The sequence below is a fragment of the Pseudobutyrivibrio sp. UC1225 genome, from assembly GCF_900115215.1.
In the GTDB taxonomy this organism is placed as follows: domain Bacteria; phylum Bacillota; class Clostridia; order Lachnospirales; family Lachnospiraceae; genus Pseudobutyrivibrio.
In genome coordinates, this window is sequence record NZ_FOVQ01000002.1 from 111,731 (window position 1) to 133,104 (window position 21,374).

General features: G+C 40.4%; 16 protein-coding genes. 10 read left to right on the forward strand and 6 right to left on the reverse strand.

Features of this window, described 5'->3' with window-relative positions; genetic code table 11:
- Positions 1-8: 8 nt before the first annotated feature.
- Positions 9-2,702, forward strand: coding sequence for a LamG-like jellyroll fold domain-containing protein (locus tag BMZ41_RS03475; RefSeq protein ID WP_177184144.1), 2,694 nt, complete (start codon positions 9-11; stop codon positions 2,700-2,702).
- A gap of 157 nt (positions 2,703-2,859) precedes the next feature.
- Complete coding sequence (gene pyk / locus BMZ41_RS03480) at positions 2,860-4,275, forward strand: pyruvate kinase (protein ID WP_090170907.1); 1,416 nt, start codon at positions 2,860-2,862, stop codon at positions 4,273-4,275.
- 253 nt (positions 4,276-4,528) lie between these two features.
- On the opposite strand, the gene BMZ41_RS03485 is transcribed toward pyk, so the two are convergent.
- The 3 genes from BMZ41_RS03485 to BMZ41_RS03495 all read right to left on the reverse strand — a co-directional run bounded on the left by BMZ41_RS03485 (position 4,529) and on the right by BMZ41_RS03495 (position 9,272).
- Positions 4,529-5,656, reverse strand: a complete 1,128-nt coding sequence (locus BMZ41_RS03485) for a cellulose binding domain-containing protein (RefSeq protein WP_177184145.1) — start codon at positions 5,654-5,656, stop codon at positions 4,529-4,531.
- Between the two features lie 208 nt (positions 5,657-5,864).
- Complete coding sequence (locus tag BMZ41_RS03490; RefSeq protein ID WP_090526918.1) at positions 5,865-7,238, reverse strand: cellulose binding domain-containing protein; 1,374 nt, start codon at positions 7,236-7,238, stop codon at positions 5,865-5,867.
- A gap of 285 nt (positions 7,239-7,523) precedes the next feature.
- The gene (locus tag BMZ41_RS03495; RefSeq protein ID WP_090526920.1) at positions 7,524-9,272 is read right to left on the reverse strand and encodes a sensor domain-containing diguanylate cyclase; all 1,749 of its coding nucleotides are present in this window, start codon (positions 9,270-9,272) and stop codon (positions 7,524-7,526) included.
- A gap of 438 nt (positions 9,273-9,710) precedes the next feature.
- Here BMZ41_RS03495 and BMZ41_RS03500 point away from each other — a divergent pair, with 438 nt between their 5' ends.
- A complete protein-coding gene (locus BMZ41_RS03500; RefSeq protein ID WP_090526921.1) occupies positions 9,711-9,992 on the forward strand; it encodes a helix-turn-helix domain-containing protein in 282 nt (93 codons plus the stop codon).
- 57 nt (positions 9,993-10,049) lie between these two features.
- On the opposite strand, the gene BMZ41_RS03505 is transcribed toward BMZ41_RS03500, so the two are convergent.
- Positions 10,050-10,253, reverse strand: coding sequence for a helix-turn-helix domain-containing protein (locus BMZ41_RS03505; protein ID WP_090526923.1), 204 nt, complete (start codon positions 10,251-10,253; stop codon positions 10,050-10,052).
- Between the two features lie 314 nt (positions 10,254-10,567).
- On the opposite strand from BMZ41_RS03505, the gene BMZ41_RS03510 reads away from it, so the two are divergent.
- Together BMZ41_RS03510 and BMZ41_RS03515 are read left to right on the forward strand one after the other, a co-directional pair.
- Positions 10,568-12,430 (forward strand): Ig-like domain-containing protein, encoded by a 1,863-nt coding sequence (locus BMZ41_RS03510; protein ID WP_177184146.1) that lies wholly within the window; start codon positions 10,568-10,570, stop codon positions 12,428-12,430.
- Between the two features lie 117 nt (positions 12,431-12,547).
- A complete protein-coding gene (locus tag BMZ41_RS03515; protein WP_090526926.1) occupies positions 12,548-12,739 on the forward strand; it encodes a YlcI/YnfO family protein in 192 nt (63 codons plus the stop codon).
- 247 nt (positions 12,740-12,986) lie between these two features.
- Here BMZ41_RS03515 and BMZ41_RS03520 read toward each other — a convergent pair whose 3' ends face one another.
- Positions 12,987-13,424: a DUF2442 domain-containing protein gene (locus tag BMZ41_RS03520; protein WP_090526927.1), complete on the reverse strand. Its 438-nt coding sequence runs from the start codon at positions 13,422-13,424 to the stop codon at positions 12,987-12,989.
- A 14-nt stretch (positions 13,425-13,438) separates the two neighbouring features.
- Complete coding sequence (locus tag BMZ41_RS03525; RefSeq protein ID WP_028248461.1) at positions 13,439-13,690, reverse strand: DUF4160 domain-containing protein; 252 nt, start codon at positions 13,688-13,690, stop codon at positions 13,439-13,441.
- Between the two features lie 224 nt (positions 13,691-13,914).
- Here BMZ41_RS03525 and BMZ41_RS03530 point away from each other — a divergent pair, with 224 nt between their 5' ends.
- The 5 genes from BMZ41_RS03530 to hisS all read left to right on the forward strand — a co-directional run bounded on the left by BMZ41_RS03530 (position 13,915) and on the right by hisS (position 21,348).
- Entirely contained in the window at positions 13,915-15,555 is a 1,641-nt protein-coding gene (locus tag BMZ41_RS03530; protein WP_090170894.1) for an ABC-F family ATP-binding cassette domain-containing protein, read from the forward strand.
- A 160-nt stretch (positions 15,556-15,715) separates the two neighbouring features.
- A complete protein-coding gene (locus BMZ41_RS03535; protein WP_090526929.1) occupies positions 15,716-18,016 on the forward strand; it encodes a RelA/SpoT family protein in 2,301 nt (766 codons plus the stop codon).
- A gap of 9 nt (positions 18,017-18,025) precedes the next feature.
- Positions 18,026-18,646 (forward strand): MBL fold metallo-hydrolase, encoded by a 621-nt coding sequence (locus tag BMZ41_RS03540; protein WP_090526931.1) that lies wholly within the window; start codon positions 18,026-18,028, stop codon positions 18,644-18,646.
- Between the two features lie 12 nt (positions 18,647-18,658).
- Complete coding sequence (gene hemZ / locus BMZ41_RS03545; protein WP_090526933.1) at positions 18,659-20,098, forward strand: coproporphyrinogen dehydrogenase HemZ; 1,440 nt, start codon at positions 18,659-18,661, stop codon at positions 20,096-20,098.
- Complete coding sequence (gene hisS, locus BMZ41_RS03550) at positions 20,089-21,348, forward strand: histidine--tRNA ligase (RefSeq protein ID WP_090526935.1); 1,260 nt, start codon at positions 20,089-20,091, stop codon at positions 21,346-21,348. The genes hemZ and hisS overlap by 10 nt, the downstream gene beginning before the upstream one ends.
- Positions 21,349-21,374 lie beyond the last annotated feature (26 nt).

A 21,374-nucleotide genomic window follows, 5' to 3' on the forward strand; every position in this document is an offset into this window, starting at 1 on the left:
GAATGATGATGAGAAAAAATAAGAAATATTATGGCTTACTTGCCGGCGTCATGGCACTTGCTTTGGCAACACCTTTCGTTGGCTACAATATAGCAAAGGCAGATAAATTATATGATGATGTAGTTGCCTGGTATGATTTTGATGGCGGTGCCCTTAAGAATATTAAGGGCGACAGCCAGGCTGTGGCAATCGTTAAGGGCCTTGGAAATTATGATGGCGAAGTAAAATATGATGCAAACAGGGATGAGTCAAAGGATGGCAGCTCTCTTAAGTTAGATGGCAATTATGGTCTCAAGCTTAATGAGCAGAACCTTGGAGAAAACTTTTCAGTTTCACTTTGGGTAAAGCCTGAGACAAAACTTGTTGAAAACCAGTCAGTATTATTCCTGGGATATCACTCTCCTGAAATGTGGTATGCAGTGTCAGGTGATAGAAACAATTCTCAGATGAAGTTCTGGTATGACTACAAGCCAAACTTTTCATGGGTTACCAAGACATTTGCTACTTATGCTCCAAGTGAGTGGCACCACATTGTAATCACAGGCGATGGAAATATCATTAAGTCATATTACGATGGAGAGAGAATTTCTGAAGGAAATGAAAACTTCGTACCATTTATGGCAGGTGAAGAGCAGGATGTCTACATCGGCGCAAATAATTGGGATGGATGCTTTAACGGTCTCGTAGATGATGTTATGATTTACGACCGCACAATTTCAGATATCGATGTTGAGAGACTATATACTGGTAAGTCTTTGAAGGAAGTAGAAGAGGAAACAGGAGTAGTTGATTATGATAATTACCTGGTTGCTTCTTATAACTTCGAAGATGGTATCGGTGATGCCAAGGCTATCGTTAAAGGCTTAGGTAATTATGATGGTGAGCTTAAATTTGTGAATGGTGCAAATGGAAAGGCAATTGTAACAGATGGATATGGTCTTGATCTTGGAAACAAGGTTCAGGGATTGGATTACACTATTTCCTTCCTTGTAAAGCCATATGCTTCACAGGCTAACAATCAGGTTATGATGCTTATGGGATATCACAGCCCTGAGCACTGGACAGCAATCTCAGGTGATGGCGGTGACCAGTCTTATAAGCTTTGGGGTAGAACGGATGGAGCAGAGACTGTAGGAAATGCAGCAGCTATGAGCTGGACTACCATCGGCAATCCAACTATTACAAACAATGCTTGGTCAATGGTTACTCTTGTTGGTACAGATGGCCAGCTTGATATGTATGTAAATGGTGAGAAGGCAGCCAGCGGTGCATTTAATAACCCACTTTGTGGCACTAATGAATCAATCTTATTCGGTGCTAATTATTGGGACCCTTGCTTCAATGGTGCTTTTGATGAAATCAAGATTTACAACAGAGCATTAGATGAATCGGCTATCAAGGCAGCTGCTGAGGATTTCTTAGATAACAGACTTCAGACAAGTCTTGATTCAGCTTGTGATTTCGAGGCAATCAAGGGACAGAATACTGACAGAGAGCACATCAGATACAACCTTGAGCTTCCAACATCAGTAATCGGCACAGCTGTAACATGGACATCATCTAATCCAGAGGTTATCTCAGAAAAAGGTGTTGTTACTATTACAGATAAGGCTTCTGAGGTTAAGCTTACAGCAGAGGCATCTCTTGAAGGTAAGACAGCAAGAGTTGAGCTTAATCTTGCAGTAGATGCACTTGATAAGTCAGAGCTCAACGCCCTTATTGAAAGAGCTAAGGCATTTGACCTTACATTTATGTCAGCAGAATCTGCAGGGCGTCTAGAGGAAGTTATCGCAGAGGCTGAGGCAGCTGCAACATTTGATGAGATTGATTCAGCTACTGTAAGACTTACAAAGGCTATCGAAACATTAGAGCTTTCAGATGAATACGTAGATCCATTCGATGTAATTCCAGAGGCAGAGGTAACAGTTTCAATCGAGGCTGGAAGCAATAAGGATTTATTTGTTCTTCCAGAATCAATCCTTAATAAAGTTACTGTAGAATACGCTTCAGAGGATGACAGTGTTGCTACATATGTAGATGGAAAGCTTGATGCAAAGAATGCAGGAAAGACTATCGTTACAGCAACAGTAAAGGCTGTTTCAGATGGATTTGAGATGCAGTACGCTACAGCTGTTGATGTTACAGCGAAGACTCCAGCTCCAGCACCAGGTTCTGGTTCAGCACCAGCACCATCACCAAGCTCTGGTTCAGCAGGTTCAGGTTCTCAGGGTGGTTCTACAGGTGGAAGCTCAGCATCATCAGGTGGAAGTTCTTCATCAGGAAGCTCAGCATCATCAGGTGGACAGACTACACCAGCTACAGGTACTGAGACTACCACAACTATCACAGACCCACAGGCTCCTGCAGCAGGACCACAGCAGGGTACAGGTGCTCAGACTAAGCCAGGTCAGACTACAAAGCCTTCTACAGGCGAAGCTACTGAGGCAGAGGGCGAGGCTGAGACAACAATCGAGGATGAGGCTACACCTACAACAGGAGATGTTTCAGAAGAGACAAAGCCAGAGGAAACTGTAGAGCAGCCATCAGAGGAGACAATCGCTGATGAGCAGGTTCCAGAGGCAGGCGACAGCGCAGGACTTAGCGCAGGAGCAGTTGCTGGAATTATTGCAGCAGCAGTTGCAGTGCTTGCTTTACTTGGATTTGTTCTTAGCAAGCTTGGAATTCTTACAATCTTTAAATAAGAACTTTTTGTTAAATCTAGGGGCCGACTGATGTCGGCTCCTTTTTCATGTGCTAAAATAAAATCGGTGGTTTACGTAAAGGTTGATTGGTGTTATTATAGAAAAGATTTCGTTTTTTTTTTAATAACAATTAGTTTATATAGATAGGAGTTATCTAATGAGGAAAACAAAGATTATTTGTACAATTGGTCCAGCAAGTATGAATGAGGAGACTCTCACAGCCATGGCTAAGGCCGGCATGAATGTAGCCAGAATGAACTTTTCACATGGTGATCATGAAGAGCAGGGCATGAAGATGGATTTGGTTAAGAAGGTTCGTAAGAAGCTTAATCTTCCTATCGCTATCCTCCTTGATACAAAGGGTCCAGAGTACCGTATCGGTACTTTTAAAGATGGTTCTGTTACAGTAAACGAAGGTGATGTTTTCACATTCACAACTGACGATGTTGAAGGTGATCAGACAAGAGTATCTGTTAGCCACAAGAACCTTCACAATGATCTTAAGGTTGGAGATACACTTTCAGTATGTAACGGAATTGTATTCTTCGAGGTTACTGAGGTTAAGGGACACGATGTTATCACAAAGTGTACAGCAGGCGGTACTATGAGCAATAAGAAGTCTATGAGCTTCCCTAACAAGGTTATGTCTGGTCCTTACCTTTCAGAGCAGGATAAGAAGGATATTCTTTTCGGTATCGAGAACGATGTTGATTTCGTTGCTGCATCTTTCGTTTCTACAAAGCAGGATATGGTTGAGCTTAGAACATTCCTCGATGAGAACGGTGGTAAGGATATCGTTGTTATCGCTAAGATCGAGAACCAGCCAGGTGTTGACAATGTTGAGGAAATCCTTGAGATTGCTAATGGTATCATGGTTGCTCGTGGTGACCTTGGTGTTGAGATTCCATTCGTTAAGCTTCCAGCAGTTCAGAAGGAGCTTATCGCTAAGGCTCGTGCCCTTGGTAAGAGCGTTGTTACAGCTACAGAGATGCTTGAGTCTATGATTTCTAATCCACGTCCTACACGTGCTGAGATCTCAGACGTTGCTAACGCTGTATATGATGGAACATCAGCTATCATGCTTTCAGGTGAGTCTGCTCAGGGTAAGTTCCCAGTTCAGGCTGTTGCTACAATGGCAGAGATTGCTGAGACTACAGAGAATGACATTAACTACGAAGGACGTTTCCATAAGGAAGATATGTCAGTTATCAACACAGCAGATGCTGTCAGCCACTCTACATGCTCTATGGCTATCGATGTTAACGCTAAGGCAATCGTTGCATGTACAAAGTCTGGTTACACAGCAAAGCGTGTTAGCCGTTTCCGTTGCCCAGTAGATGTTATCGCTATGACAACAGATAAGAAGGTATGGAGAAGACTTGCACTTAGCTGGGGTGTTACACCAGTTCTCGTAGATAAGTACAAGGCTCTTGACGTTATGTTTGCACGTGCCGTAGAACGTACACAGGAGATGTTAGGTCTTGCCAAGGGCGACATGATCGTTCTTACAGGTGGCCCAATCGATGGTTCTGTAGGTAACACAAACACAATCAGAGTTGAGACTATTTCATAAAATAATATGCCAGGGCAGAAATGTTATATGAAGTAACTATTGTCAGAATTTAATTTTTATTCACAGACAATTCACACTTCTTACACGAGTTGAACATAAATTTCAGTTAATATATACTCATCTCGAAAGAGATACAATTTTTTCATAACATTATTCTCCCTTTTGAAAGAGACGCTCCGCTGGCGTCTCTTTTACATTGCATAAAAATATAACACGCGCATACGCGCGTGTTATATTTTTTTATGTAATAAAGTTATTTCATTTCTTCAAGTTCATATCCAATTTCTGTTCCAATTTCTCCAGAACCCTGAATACCAAAGGTTGTTGAGTCATGAGGTCCAACGATTGTATTCCAACCTGCAGGAGTGAGGATATAGTAGTCATCTGTTTCTTCTACATTTACACTCCAGCTAGAGGTGATGTTGATATCACTCTTATTAAGCTTTAATGTCCATCCATTAAGCTGAGTATCAGAATTGTTGGTTAATGTGAAGTTTACATTGTAACCATCGTCCCAACTTTGGATACTGTAATCAAGACCCAGCTTTTCATCCTCTACTGGAACAGGATCTATAAACTCATATTCAGAAGCAACGCCTACATTATCTGAACTAAGAATACCAAATTCTACAGTTCCATTTGCAGGAATTACTGAATTCCAATCTAAAGGAGTAACGATGAAGTAATCACCATCGTCTTTTACATTTACGCACCAGCTGTGATCAAAGCTGTGGCCATTCTTCTTGATTTTTAATGCCCAGCCAACAACATCCTCATCAGAGTTGTTAACTACTTTGAAATCTACCTTATAGCCAGAGCCCCAGCAGTAAACATCGTATTCAAGTGTAAGTTCAGGTGTTGGCTCAGGAACAGGTGGTTTTTCAGCTACCCAGTAATCAACATTTACATAATGCATACCGCCCATATTTGGCAAATATGGAACACCAATGTAGATGGTATGTACTCCTGTTATTGTAGTATTGAGCTTAACGTTATAAACCTCAAGTCCTTCACTAGGAGTTACTTCGATTTTACCTTCAGAGGTATTTTCATCTTTTAGTGAATCTACCATAAACCAAAGTGGTGATAAATCGGCAGCTTGGGCACATACGTTGATAGTATCAGTACCTTCGCCGAAGTCTACATTTTGAAATACAATATAGCCAATGGTGCTAATAACTGCGCCACAAGGACTGCCATCAGCTGAGTTGGCTTTATAAGAATAAGCGAAATAATTAGCATCCTCAGCTTCAACTCTTTCATATGGGTTGATAGTATTGGTGTCTTTATCTCCTTCTGCAGCCAAAGAAGTGATATTCATAGAAAAGAATAAACTAGCTGCTAAACAAACACTTAATAAACCTGTAAGTAGTTTTTTCATAGTACGTCTAAATCCTCCTTTTAGATTAAATGAATTACTTAAACGTTTTCGTTGCTCGAGCATTTTCATTCTAGCAAAGAAGGCATGGACATTTGTGAATAAACTATGGACATCTGTGAAGAAATGATGAATATTTGACACATATAAAAGGCCCTGCCGATATACGGCAAGGCCCTTAGTTTTTTATGTAGGATAAATGAAAACTAGATTATTCAAGTACGTAATCAATTGTTGATCCGATTGCACCTGATCCAACGATACCGAACTGAGCGCTTCCACCATTGTAGATAGTGCTGTTCCATGACATTGGAGTGATTACATAGTAGTTGCCTTCCTCAGCAACATTTACGCACCAGCTGCTGTCAATCTTAACATCTTTCTTGCTAATCTTAACCTTCCATCCGTCAACAGTCTTACCTGTCTTGTTAACAACAGCGAAGTTTACTGTGTAACCTGTTCCCCAGCTGTTAATCTGATACTCGAATGCAAGATCCTTCTTAACTACAGGAGTTGGAGTAGGAGTTACAACAGGTGTAGGAGTTGGTGTAACTACAGGAGTTGGAGTAGGAGTTACAACAGGTGTAGGAGTTGGTGTAACTACAGGAGTTGGTGTAGGTGTAACTACAGGTGTTGGAGTAGGAGTTACAACTGGAGTTGGTGTAGGCTTTGTTGGAGCAGCCTTTGCGATGATAGAATCAACTGTTACGTTTGATCCTGCAAATGTGTTTACTAAGTAAACATCATGAACACCTGAGATATCCTTCTTGATCTGGATTGTCTTAGCACCCTCGTTTGACTTAGAGAACTTAGCGTTTCCGATAGAGTTAGCAGCATCAAGGCCATCTACTCTGATGTCAAGGATAGATAAATCACTTGTTGTCTTACCGTTAACAGTAATAATAGCAGCACCATCAACGAAGTTTACATTCTTGATAAGTGCATAACCATTTTCTCTAATCATAACAGCTGACTTATTAGGAGTAACCATAGCATCCTTAAGTTCAGCAACCTTCTCAACCTCAACAGTCTCATAAGGATTTACCTCGCCTGTAACAACAGGTGTTACTACAGGAGTAGGTGTAGGAGTTACAACAGGTGTAGGTGTAGGTGTAACCTCGCCAGCGCCTGTAGCGTTGAAGTAATCAACGTCAACGTTTCCAAGCTTTCCTACAAAGTAAAGTGTATGCTGACCAGCAACTTCCTTTGATACCTTTACTGAATAAGTCTTGAATGCACCGTTAGTATTGCTAATCTTGAATGAACCAAGTGCTTCACCATCTTCTTTATCAAGTCTGACTTCAACTAAACCAGCGCCAGCTGATCTAAATGAACCTTCAAAACCTGTTAAACCATTTGTAAAATTCAATGGTGTTGTGCTAAATGAATCACCTTTCTCAAGGCTTGAAATAAATACGTTATTATTTTCTGTAGCAACTTCTACGCCATTCTTTGTGATGGCTTTTTCAGCCTCAACCTTTGTGTATGGGCTGATGCTAGGAGCTGCCATGACTGTTGCACTGCTTGATAATAATAATCCAGCAGCTAAGCTTGCGCTTAACAGACCTGCGACTTTTCTCTTCATCTTCAAAAGTCCCCCTTTTCTTTCTAGTAATAATTAATTGATTCAGTTCCTTAAACGTTTTCGTTGCTCGAGCAATTAAATTGTAACAAATATGTAATAATCACATCTGTCAAATTATTGCTCTCCAATTATTAAAAATTGTCGCAAATTCACTATTGACATTTGTTTGAGTAAAAATACACAAACGAGTATTTCACAATTTAGTCACAAATTACTTAAGGATTTACTTAAAAAACTGCATAAAAAGAGCACCCATATATAACGGGTGCTCCTGTTATAAATTGCTTAAATAAATTCACAGCTAACCTGATTTTTGCCTAGCTCCTTTGCTTTATAAAGCAGCTCATCTACACGGTTAATGGTATCAGCTACTTTTTCAGATTCATGATGCTTGGTAACACCAATACTAATGGTAATTTGGGCATGAGAAGCAGACTTCTTTTTTATTTGTGAGCAAATACATTCAGCAAGCTTGTAGGCGTCATCGTCGGATGAATTGGACAACAAAATCATGAATTCTTCGCCACCCCATCTACCAGCCTGTACATTTGGAATAGTGCACACATTTTCAAGTAAATAGCTAGATACAGCCTTCAGTATCATATCACCTTCCGCATGTCCATAGGTATCGTTAACCTGCTTAAAATCGTCTATATCAAACATTAGAAGATACCAGTTTTTGGTATCACAAGTATCGTTGATTTCATAAATATTTCGTTCGATTGCACCACGATTGAGAAGATTAGTCAAAGCGTCGTGAGAGGCTTTATAAAGCATTTCACTGAGCTGTGCATTCTTATCCATAAGCTCTTCAGTAATAGTATTTATAAAGATTGCAAGACGGGCGGTGATAGGCATGTTAGAATCCTGCTCTGTATGTTCTTCTGCAATAACAGCATCGTTTCTGGCGTCACCTTCCCTCATTGCCACTGTTACCACGGAAAGGTTGTTAAGAAGAGTCAGCTTGTTGGAACGCATGATTTCCCCGAGAGCACTAAAGCCCATGGATTTGAGATTTTTAGATATTTCTCCAATCTCAATACCGGCCTTATCCCCCCAAAACAGCTTTCGCCCCATGCAATTAATGATATAAATCATTTGGGGTGAAAACTCTCTAATAGTGAGTCCTGTCTGCTTGGTATGTCGTATGATTCGGCGTGGATCACCATAGGTTAGGTGGATGTAGCTACCCTCTGGAACGTTGGAAGACATAACAATAGACCCGTCTGGATTAACGCTTTTTGCGTGTCGTATATATTTGGTTTCTTTGTCTACCTGCACCTGCATAGGAAATTCTAGCGCATCGTAGAAAAAGTTACGCCCCTTTTCTATATGGAGATAATGCTCATATACGTCATAGGCAGGCTTGCCATCGATTTCATAAACGACATCACCCTCAGAGTGTGTAACCTGTAGAGGATAGCCTATTGGCTTCCAGCCAAACATTCTGTTGGTAAGAATATGCAAATCAGGGCCACCATAGAAGACAATTACAGATCCGGTGGTGCTACAATCGTAATCATTTGCAAATACATAAGCCTGGTGATCCTCATCGCCAACAGCCACTCCGCCAAAAATATTAACATCCTCTGGAAGAGCATCTACGATAGCGCCAGCCTCTTCAAGAGGCTGATAAGTAGAGGCTGTCAGTAGCTCGATTCCTTTAAGATTAGGCAAGCTTTTGGCATAGGCTAAAACGGTGTCAGCATTGTATGTATTGGCTGTATCGTAGGTTGTAATAATATTAACATAGCTAGATGCTTCCTCAAATATCATAGCTGTTATTACAAGCTCATCATCATTTAATTTGCCACCTAGAATATCGCCAGTAGCACTACATCCAACGATAGTTGCCTTTGGGAATTCTTTTCTTATGATTTGGCGTACTTCATCAAGGTCCTTTTTCTTGTCATCAAGATTGTAAGGAACAAAGATATGAAAAAAGGCAACATTATCCCCGTAAAGGATATCTGTTGCCCATTGCTTCATCGTATTATGAAATGTATCGTTGAATGAAGTCTGTCTAAATAACACGGAATAGTCTCCTTGTTAATCAATAATTAAATGTTACGTAGTTCTCTCACGTGTATATATTTATTGTACAAATGTTATTGGTGGATGTCACTAATTTTTTTCATAACATAAGCTTTTAAGATGTCTAAAAAAGTAACGATTCTAGTAACGATTTTGGATCAGTGGGTATATATACGGACACAAAAGTGGATTACAATTATTCACATGAGCGCACATGAGTGGAGATGATTGAAAATTGAACGCATTGATGCTATCATAATTTTAAGAAACGAGGTTCTTTTATGTTTCAAATTGACTTTTATCGCACTGCAAGAGGAGACTGTAATATAGAGGCTTTTTTAGAAGGCCTTGAGAAGAAAGCGAGCACAAACAAGGATGCTAGAATCCAGTATAAACAAGCAATACAATACATACAGTTTCTAGAAAGGGGTAACCATAATGAGCGATTGGAATAAGTACAAGGAAAAAGTTAGAAAAACAAATCCAAAGTTAGGTAGAGATATTGATGAGGCAGAAGAAATATCTGCTATTGTGGGGGCTATGATTCAGCAAAGACATAATCTTCATTTATCGCAAAGAGAGTTAGCTTCTTTGTGCGGAATACCTCATTCTTCTGTGGCAAGAATAGAATCAGGAGTTAGCATACCTAATCTAGCTACTATGTTAAAAATTTTTAAGCAGTTAGAATTGTCATTCACTGTTCAGCCAATGAGAAAATAAATGATTATAGGGAGGGATTTTAACATGTACTATCAGAATTTAACAAAAATAGGGGAGTTAGTGTTCGTCTGTGAGACCACAAAGATAATCTAATGAAACACCATAGAATTCAGCCAATTTGATGGCATAAGAAAGAGGAAGCTCGCGTACACCCTTTTCGTAACGGCGATAGACCTCGCGTTGGCACACTAAAATATCAGCAACATTCTGCTGAGATAAATCGTGGTCAATTCTTAGATCCTCCAACCGCTTTAGGTACATAGTGTCTCCTCTGTTTAGTAATCCTGTTAGAACCTAAAGTTATACAAGCAATCTTAATCATACATAAAAGAATAGTCGCACAATAAACAACATAATTGATATATTGTGTGAAAAGATTGTGAAACTTTTAGTTCTATTGAGACAATGCTACCAAATGGTGATATAGTAGTCCTAAAGATGCTACCAATCGGTAGCAAGTAAATTTTTAGGTGCACAGCTTAGGCTGTGTTAAATTTAACTCTTCCATGCTACCAGATGGTTGCATTCTAAATTGGCGCAATGGGAGAAATATTTATTTAGGAGGAATCAAAAACATGGCTAGAAACAAGACACTAGTAAGATTCATGGCTATCGCGGTTGCAGCCGCAACTGTAGCCTCATCCGTGCCTGCATATGCAGCATTTGATGCTGCATATTATGCACAGCAGAATCCGGATGTAGTAGCTAAGGTTGGCACTTCTCGTAAGGCTCTCGAAAACCATTACAATTTGTTTGGTAAGAAGGAAGGCAGAGCTTCTAGTGCCGCTGATGTTACAAGTTCACCTATCCGTCAGTTATTTGACGCTGCTTTCTATGCAAAGCAGAATCCTGATGTTGTTGCTGTTTTTGGCGACAATGCAGATGCTTTATTTAATCATTTTATGGCTTTCGGTATTAAGGAAGGCAGACAGATTAACCAGTATTTCGATGTAAATGCTTACAAGGCTGCTTATCCTGATCTTGCTGCAGCATTTGGTGATAATATGGAAATGTATTATCAGCACTTTGCTACATTAGGACAGAAAGAGCACAGAACATTAGGTGGCTTCCCATCTGAGAGTATATTACCAGGTAAGACTACAGCTACTAAGGCTGCAGCAGCTTCATCTGGCGGTTCTTCAGGCGGATCTTCAGGTGGAGCTTCTGGTGGTTCTAGCTCATCTTCTAGTACAACACCTAGCCCAGCTCCTGCTTCTACAGCTCCTGCTTTAGAGAATGCTACTATCGCAGTAGGTGAGAATCTTGCATTAGCTGTTAAGAATCTTCCAGATGGCGTTACAGTAGCTAGATGGGCAAGTTCTGATGCAACTATTGTTTCACTTGCGTCTAATGTAGCTACAGGTGAAGCTGTAGGAACAGTCAAGATTACAGCAATACTTGATGATGATGATGAAAAGCCAACAGAACTCACTTGTACAATTACTGTAACAGCAGCGTCAATCAAGTTAGATAAGACAAATCTTGATGTAGCAGTTGGAAAGACTGAGGCTTTATCAGCTACTAGATATCCTACATCTGAAAATATCACATGGATTACAAGCAATCCTTCAGTTGCAACTGTAGTCAATGGCACAGTAACAGGAGTAAAGGCTGGCACAGCAGATATTACAGCAAGAATAACAGTCGGTGGTATCGATTATACTGCTACATGTAAGGTAAATGTAACTTCTCCTTCAATCAAGCTTGATAAATCTTCACTTTCATTAGAAGAAGAGGAAACAGCAGTATTGACAGCTACAGTATTACCTTCAGCTACATCTGTAACATGGACATCAGATAATACTAATGTTGCAACTGTAAGTGGTGGAACAGTAGAAGCTGTAGCTCCTGGTTCAACAATAATTACTGCTTCATTTGGCTTGGATGGAGTAACATATAAAGCAACATGTGCCGTAACGGTTAACAAAATCACACCTGAGATTAAGCTCAATAAGACTACCGCAACAGTCGATGTTGGCAGTACAGTGGTTTTATCATCTACAAGTCTAAAACCAAGTGATGCTGTTATTACATGGTCTACAAGTGATGCTACTATCGCAACAGTAACTAATGGCACAGTAAATGGTGTAAAGGCAGGTACAGCAACAATTACTGCTAAGATTACAGTAGATGGCAAGGATTACACAGCTACATGCACAGTAGAAGTTAAAGCGGTTGCGGTAACACCTTCGATTTCATTGAATGAGAGAGCAGTAACGATTGCAAAAGGCAATAATGCTACATTGACTGCTACAACAGTTCCAGCTGATGCGGTAGTTACATGGGCTTCTGATGCTACAGGAGGTGGTGTGACAGTATCAGGTGGTGTTGTTACTGTTAATTCAGATTCTACAGCAACAACAGCGACAATTACTGCATCAATTACAGTGGATGGAACAACTTATTCAGATGAGTGTGTGGTAACAGTAGGTGAATAACCTTAATGAAAATATATATTTTGTCAACTATCTATAAATAGATTGTGTGCGTTGAGGCTACCTTGAGGGAGCCTCTTCGCACAACATCTATCGAATTTTTAATTGAGGGAGTATATAATGACGTTCAAATTGAAATCAGATAAGAGGGCGTCGGAAAACAAAACAGTGCGATTTCCATTACCTCTTTTGGAAGAAATAGAAGAAGCTATAGAGGGAAAGGATGTTACCTTTTCGGCCTTTGTAATCCAAGCTTGCCAGTATGCGTTAGAAAATCTTGAAGAAAATCAGTATCAGATGTTTGGAAACTGATTCCTTTATGAAATAATTTTATGGGTATAGTTGTTTCGTGTCTTTATAATAGTCACACGAAAGTGATGGCGCAGAATTGAGGGCTTTGGCATAAGCTGAAGATCCCGGTTTTGAAAAATAATGTGAAGGTTTATATAGTATCTCCACATATCTAATATGTTAAAATATCACCTAATCAAGGGCGCTCCGTTCGGGGCGCCCTTGGTTTATTATTATTAAAGTCTTTGAGGACTTCTTTTTAGAACTATTAGCTAGCTTTTGGTTCTCCGTATTCTCTAAGCATAGATTCATATGAAATGACCCATTGCTTACCAAATTTACAGACATCAATTCCAAGCAAGAATCTACCATAGATGATTGCTCGTCTGAGGGTACTTTCATTCAGTCCCCACATTTCGGTAGCATCTCTTAAGGACATAAGCCCATCAAATGGAGAATCTACCTTTTGACCATTCTCCCAAAGTTCATCACATGATAAATCCAGCTCATCATTCCATATTATTCCAAAACCACCTACATCCACTTGCACAGAATTAAACAAATCATCATCGGTTAACAAGTCTTTGAATAGAGGGTGTTCAGAAGATAAAGGGACGATATCATATAATTTTCGCTGACCTTCAGAAAAATAAACATTTAGTTTGTGGTCTGGAAGGGGTTGTACATCTTTTATTTTATGAAACATAACTACCTCCTGTATTATAGTGGTGGAATTTTTATGAAATTTTGAGTTTCCCATATTTGTAGTAATTCATCTCTGTGAAGAGATATCCACTGTAGAACTAATTCCATAGTCTTAGGTGGTAAATATCCATCTAGAATTTCATCAGTCTGAAAATCTATAGCTGCTACATCATCACCATAAATAGCATGAAGATGAGGGGGATTGTGCTCGCTTGAAAGAAAATACATTCTAATCACAATCCCATTAAATCTTGATATAACTGGCATATTATTCTCCTTTAGAAGAATTATATCACGATACCGTGAAGTATTAAAGGGCAAGTTATAGATAGTTATCTTTGTTATAATAGTGTGAAGTCAATGATTTGGCTCTTTATAATATGTACAAATCTGATTTTTTTTGGTAATATAACTCTGTTTGATTATTAGTTGGACTTCATTGGCTTGCCTTGTTTTCCAACTTGTTTTTTTGTATAGAGAAAGGAAGTTAAATGATTCAAGCAAATAATGTCACCCTTCGTTTTGGCAAGAAGGCCCTTTTCGAAGAGGTTAATATCAAATTTACAGAAGGAAACTGCTACGGTATCATCGGTGCCAATGGTGCAGGTAAGTCTACATTCCTTAAGATTTTATCTGGCCAGCTTGAGCCTACCAGCGGCGAAATCACAATGAGCCCTGGAAACCGTCTTTCATTCTTAGAGCAGGATCACTTCAAATACGATGAGTTTACAGCTCTTGATACAGTTATCATGGGTAATCAGCGTCTCTACGATATCATGAAGGAAAAGGACGCTATTTATATGAAGGAAGATTTCTCTGACGAGGATGGTATCCGCGCAGCTGAGCTTGAGACAGAGTTCGCTGAGATGGATGGTTGGAACGCAGAGGCAGATGCAGCTACTCTTCTTAATGGACTTGGTGTTGATACAGAGTTCCACTACACACAGATGGCAGATCTTCCAGGTGCATTAAAGGTCAAGATTCTTCTTGCACGTGCACTTTTCGGTTCACCAGATGTACTTCTTCTCGATGAGCCTACTAACCACCTTGATTTAGATGCTATCGGTTGGCTTGAGGAGTTCCTTATTAACTTTGAGAACACAGTTATCGTTGTTTCCCACGACAGATACTTCCTTAATAAGGTATGTACTCACACAGCAGATATTGATTACGGTAAGATTCAGCTTTACGCTGGTAACTACGACTTCTGGTATCAGTCTTCCCAGCTTATTATCCAGCAGCGTAAGGAAGCTAATAAGAAGAAGGAAGAGCAGATTAAGGAATTACAGGAGTTCATCCAGAGATTCTCTGCTAACGCTTCTAAGTCTAAGCAGGCTACATCACGTAAGCGTGCATTAGAGAAGATTCAGCTTGATGACATCCGTCCATCTAGCCGTAAGTATCCATACATCGATTTCCGCCCAGCTCGTGAAATCGGAAACGAGGTTCTCTCAGTTGAAAACCTTACAAAGACTATTGATGGTGAGCTTATTCTTGATCACCTTTCATTTAACGTAGGTCGTGAGGATAAGATTGCTTTAGTTGGTTCTAACGAAAAGGCTAAGACAGTTCTCTTCCAGATTCTTGCAGGAGAGATGGAGCCAGACGAAGGAAGCTACAAGTGGGGTGTTACTACATCTCAGTCTTACTTCCCTAAGGACAATACAGAAATCTTCTCTACAGACCTTCTTATTGTAGACTGGCTTACACAGTTCTCTGAGATTAAGGATGCTACTTATGTACGTGGTTTCCTTGGTCGTATGCTTTTCGCTGGCGATGACGGCGCAAAGAAGATGAAGGTTTTATCCGGTGGTGAAAAGGTTCGTGTTCTTCTTTCACGTATGATGATTGAGAACTCTAACGTTCTTATGCTCGACGAGCCTACTGACCACTTAGATATGGAAAGTATCACAGCACTTAACACTGGTCTCCAGAAGTTCTCAGGAGTTATCCTTTTCTCTTCTCGTGACCACGAAATTGTGCAGACTACTGCAAACCGTATCATCGAAATCCTTCCAAACGGACAGATGATTGATAAGATGACTACATACGATGAGTACCTTGAGTCTGATGAGATGGCTCGTAAGCGTACAGTACTTGAGCTTTCATCTGATGAGCTTGAGGATGATTAATTAATTAGAAATTGACACATTGCGCGCAGCATTTTGCTGCGCGTTTTTTTTATGTAAAATCCCTATATAAATACTATGTCTTTTTGGTGTAAAACATTGCAATTAGCATAGTTAAATAATATAATATTTAATAAAATTTTTTTAGAGAGGTGGTGATACTATGGCAGAAAATAAGAGCGAAAAAGACAGACTAGTAGATAGTACTGCGTTCGAGAGCCGTGGTGTCATTGCTACAGAAGATTTCGTTGATCCTGACGAGCTCTATAAGGAGCTTATTCAGCGCGTTCGCAAATATCACCCTAATACAGATATTTCCATGATTGAAAAAGGCTACATGATTGCCAGAAATGCCCATGAGGGACAGTGTCGTAAGTCTGGAGAGCCTTATATCATTCATCCTCTTTGTGTTGCCATTATTTTGGCAGACTTGGAGCTTGATAAGGAGACTATTGTGGCAGGTCTTCTCCATGATGTAGTGGAGGACACTATCTGTACTAAGGAAGAGATTGCTCAGGAGTTCTCGGAAGAAGTTGCGGAGCTTGTTGATGGCGTTACAAAATTAGGTCAGTTGAATTACGATGCTGATAAGGTGGAGATTCAGGCAGAGAATCTTCGCAAGATGTTCCTTGCTATGGCAAAGGATATTCGTGTCATCCTTATTAAGCTTGCCGATAGACTTCACAACATGCGTACCTTAAAGTACATGATTCCAGAGAAGCAGAAGGAAAAGGCACGTGAGACTATGGAGATTTATGCTCCATTGGCACAGCGTCTCGGTATCAGCAGGGTTAAGATTGAGCTTGATGATTTATCGCTGAAATATCTGGAGCCAGATGCTTACTATGATTTGGTGGAGAAGATTGCTCTTAGAAAGAGCCAGCGTACAGAATATATTAATTCATTAGTAGATGACGTGCGTAAGCACATTGATGCTGCAGAGATTCAGGCAGAGGTTTATGGTCGTGCTAAGCATTTCTTCAGTATATATAAGAAGATGGTTAATCAGCACAAGACCATCGATCAGATTTATGATTTATTTGCAGTTCGTATAATCGTAGATTCTATCAAGGATTGTTATGCTGCCCTTGGTGTTATCCACGAAATGTATACACCAATTCCAGGTCGTTTCAAGGACTACATTGCTATGCCAAAGCCTAACATGTATCAGTCTTTGCATACTACAGTCATCGGCCCTAATGGTGCACCTTTCGAAATTCAGATTCGTACATACGAAATGCATCGTACCAGTGAATATGGTATCGCAGCTCACTGGAAATATAAGGAAAGTGGAGAAGGCTCCACAGTTGTTGGCGAGGAAGAGAAGCTTTCTTGGCTACGCGAAATCCTTGAGTGGCAGCAGGAAATTTCCGATAATAAGGAGTTTTCATCACTGCTTAAATCAGATTTAAATCTGTTTTCTGATACAGTTTTCTGTTTCACTCCTACAGGAGATGTTAAGAACCTTCCAAATGGCTCTACACCTATCGATTTTGCATACTCTATTCATTCTGCTGTTGGTAACAGAATGATTGGTGCAAAGGTAAACGGAAAGCTTGTACCTATCGACTACGTTATTCAGAATGGCGATCGTATCGAGATTGTCACATCACAGAATACAAACGGACCTAGCCGCGACTGGCTTAATATTGTTAAGTCTTCACAGGCTAAGAATAAAATTAATCAGTGGTTCCGTACCCAGTCTAAGGACGAGAACATCGCAAAGGGTAAGGAATTACTTATCAATTCTGCAAAACAGAAGGGCGTTGATATTGGCTCGATTAATAAGCCTAAATATCAGGAGCTCATTAAGAATAAATACGGCTTCCATAGTTGGGAAGATACTCTGGCTGCAGTAGGTCAGGGAGCTATCAAGGAAGGCGCTGTTATCAATAGAATGTTCACTGCATGGCAGAAGGATCATCCAGTGAAAGTTACTGATGAAGATGTTCTTGCAGAACATTCAGGTTCTAGTGATAAGATTCGTCCAAAGTCAAAGAATGGTATTACGGTTAGCGGTCTTTATGATGTTTCCGTTCGTTTCTCTAAATGCTGTAATCCAGTGCCAGGTGATGAAATCGTAGGCTTCGTTACAAGAGGTCGTGGCGTTTCTATCCACCGTACAGACTGCATCAACATGATTAACCTTCCTGAGTTCGAGAAGGAGCGTCTTATTGAGGCAGAGTGGGCTACAGGTGCAGAGGAAGAAGGAAGAAAAGGCGGCGTTTATCTTACAGAGATTAATATCTACGGAAATAACCGTACTGGCCTTCTCGTGGATATTACCCGTATCTTCACAGAGCGTGAGATTGACATCGATTCCATCCACTCTAAGACCAGCAAGCAGGGCGTAGCTACCATTACCATTAAGTTTGGTACTCAGAGTAAGGAACAGCTTAGAGCCCTTGTTGAGAAGATTAAGCAGGTAGAATCTATCATAGATGTAGAAAGACCTAGAGGATAGTTTTATTTAATGAAAGTTATGCATATTATGTTGCCAGTGTGCGCTATGAACTGCTATCTGGCAATCAATGAAGAGACAAAAGAATCAATTATCATAGATCCAGGTTCAGCTCCAGAACGTATCAAGGCAGGAGTTGAGCAGTCTGGCACTACACCAGTTGCAATTTTACTTACACATGGTCATTTTGATCATGCAGGCGCAGCTGCTGAAATCGCAGCAGCCTATGGCATCAAAGTTTATGCATACGAGAAAGAGCGTGAGACATTAGCAAATCCAGAGATTAATTTATCTGTTATGATGGGCGAAGCTGCTTCATACAAGACAGACATTTTCCTTAAGGATGATGAAGAGGTGGAAATGGCAGGCCTTACATTTAAGTGCCTTGCTACACCAGGTCACACACCAGGTGGTTGCTGCTTCTATTTCGAAAAAGAAGGAATCCTGTTTACAGGAGATACTCTTTTCTGTGGTTCTGTTGGACGCACAGATTTCCCAGGTGGCTCAATGTCACAGCTTGTGAACAGTATCAATACTAAGCTTATGGTGCTTCCAAATGATACAATCTGTTATCCGGGCCACGAAAGCGCTACCACTATCGAGTTCGAGCGTAACAACAATATGTTTTTATAATAGGAATAATTAATGATATACGTACAGTTAAACGAAAATAATTTTGAATATGACATATATTCACTTGTGAAAGCCTTCTATCCAAAGGAAGAGGTCAAGATTTCTACAGAGCCTGTCCCAGAGGATTCAGGGCTTCTTTTTTCGATGCAGGTAAACTATTCGGACGATGTTTTGACATTGGATGGTCGAAAGATAGATATCGATTATTCTAATCGTCCAGATACAAAGAATCGTCTGAAGCTTGCAATCTATGAGAGCTTACATGAGCGTACTGGTAAGGATTTACCTTGGGGGACACTTACAGGTATCCGCCCTACAAAAATTTCACTTGGAATGATAGAAGAGGGCGCCAGTGATTCTGATGTGACTGCATACATGAGACAGACATATCTTACCTCACAGGAAAAAATTGACCTTAGCCTTCAGGTATCTCATAAGGAGCATGAGCTACTTTCAAAGATTGATTATGACAATGGATATTCAGTTTATATTGGTATTCCATTTTGCCCTAGCACATGTCTTTATTGTTCATTCACTTCTTATCCAATAGGACTTTGGACAAAGAAGCTTGATGATTATATCGATGCATTAGAGAAGGAGATGGCTTTTACAGCAGAGTCTTGCAAGGGCAAGAGTCTTACAACTATCTACATCGGTGGTGGCACACCTACCTCTCTTGATGCCGAGCATCTGGAGAGATTGCTCACACTGGTTGATAGATATTTCAACACAGCTGATTTGCTGGAATATACCATCGAAGCAGGCAGACCTGATTCAATCACACTTGAAAAGCTTCAGGTAATGAAGAATCACCCCGTCACACGTATCTCCATCAATCCACAGACCATGAACCAGAAGACACTTGATTTGATTGGACGCTTCCATAAGGTGGAAGATATCCACCGAGTATTTGGCTGGGCACGTGACCTTGGATTTAAGAATATTAATATGGATCTTATCCTTGGACTTCCAGGAGAGACTATCGAGGATGTGGCTTACACATTATCAGAGGTGGAGAAGCTTGCACCTGATAATCTTACAGTCCATTCGCTGGCGTTGAAGCATTCAGCTCGCCTTAATTATGATAAGGAAGCTTACGAGGATTATCTTATTGATAATTCCCAGAAGCATATGGACATCTGCCTTGATGCTGCAAAACGCATGGGCATGGCTCCATACTATTTATATCGCCAGAAAAATATGGCAGCCAATTTAGAGAATATTGGCTATTCTACTCCAGGTAACGAGGGATTATATAATATCTTGATAATGGAGGAGAAACAAACTATAATGGCACTTGGTTGCGGCACGGCCTGCAAGTTCGTTACAGACCATGGCAAGACCGTTACAAGATGCGAAAATGTCAAGGATGTCCAGCTTTACATGGACCGAATTGATGAAATGATAGAAAGAAAACGTGAAAGACTTAGAGAGGATTTGAAATGGCTTTAAACAAGAAACCAGTTAACGGAATGAAGGATATTCTCCCATACGAGATGGAAGTTCGTGATTATGTTACATCTATTATTAAGGATACTTATCGTTCCTTTGGATTTACACCTATTGAGACACCAGCTATGGAGTCTATTGGAAATCTTTCAAATAAGCAGGGTGGAGAGAACGAGAAGCTTATCTTCAAGGTAATGAAGAGAGGTGAAAAGCTCAATATCCCTGAGGCACAGACAGAAGATGATGTTGTGGATTTTGGTATGAGATACGACCTTACAGTTCCACTTTGCCGCTTCTATTCAAATCACGCTAATGAGCTTTCATCACCATTTAAGGCTCTTCAGATTGGGTCTGTATGGAGAGCAGACAGACCACAGCGTGGACGTTACAGACAGTTTACACAGTGTGATATTGATATCCTTGGCGAGCCAAGCAACTTAGCAGAAATCGAGCTTATCCTTGCTACTACAACAACACTTGGCAGAATTGGATTTAAGAACTTCGAGATTCGTATCAATGAGCGTCGTATCTTAAAGGCTATGGCTGCTTATGCAGGATTTGCTGAGGAGGATTACGATTCAATCTTCATCACACTTGATAAGATGGACAAGATTGGACTTGATGGAGTATCAGCAGAGCTTCTTGAGGCTGGATATTCTAAGGAGTCTATTGATAAGTATGTAGAATTATTTGCACTTCTTGAAAATGTTAAGGCCGTTGCTGCAGGCATGGATGTACTTCTTGATAAGCTTGGCGAGTTCCTTGATGCAGAGGTTGCAGATTGGATGCGTGAGATTGCAGCAGCTGTTAATGCTACAAAGGAAGCACAGTTCGAGCTTGTATTTGATCCTACACTTGTACGTGGTATGAGCTACTACACAGGTACAATCTTTGAGATTGCTATCCCTGAGTTCGGTGGAAGCTGCGGTGGTGGCGGACGTTACGACAAGATGATTGGTAACTTCACAGGCCAGAACACACCAGCTTGCGGATTCTCAATCGGATTCGAGCGTATCATCCTTCTTCTTATGGAGCAGGGCTTCAAGGTACCAGGTGCTAGCAAGAAGGTAGCTTACCTTGTAGAGAAGGGATACCCAGCAGAGAAGCTTGCAGAGGTTATGTCTCAGGCTAAGGAAGCTCGTGCAAACGGCCAGACAGTTCTCGTTGTTCGCATGAACAAGAACAAGAAGTTCCAGAAGGAACAGCTCACAAATGATGGATATGAGGAATTTGTAGAGTTCTTCAATAGATAAAAATTATGCCTCCCGAATTTGGGAGG